Below are 312 nucleotides of genomic sequence, written 5' to 3' on the forward strand. Positions count from 1 at the left end.
CCGAATTCCCATCCTATAATTTCGACGTCATAGATGGCGTAACCTACAAAATAGATTTGTCGCAGCCACCGAAATACGATGCCAAGGGCGCCGTCGCCAATGCCGGTTCCAATCGCATTGTCGACCTGAAATTCGACGGCAAACCGATTGATCCAGCAGCGAAATTCGTCGTTGCGACCAACAACTACCGTGCCGGCGGCGGTGGCAACTTTCCCGACATCAATGCCTCGAAGATCATCTACGAAGCGCCGGACACCAACCGCGACGTCATCGTCCGCTACGTCGTCAGCCAATGCACCATCAACCCGTCGG

Annotated in this window: 1 protein-coding gene; it reads left to right on the plus strand. The window is 54.8% G+C overall.

Annotated features, from left to right (window positions below; translation table 11 throughout):
• A partial coding sequence (locus EN807_RS34100) for a 5'-nucleotidase C-terminal domain-containing protein (protein ID WP_189522698.1) occupies positions 1-312 on the plus strand: 312 nt, incomplete at both ends.

Source organism: Mesorhizobium sp. M5C.F.Ca.ET.164.01.1.1 (assembly GCF_004792125.1).
Lineage (GTDB): Bacteria > Pseudomonadota > Alphaproteobacteria > Rhizobiales > Rhizobiaceae > Mesorhizobium > Mesorhizobium wenxiniae.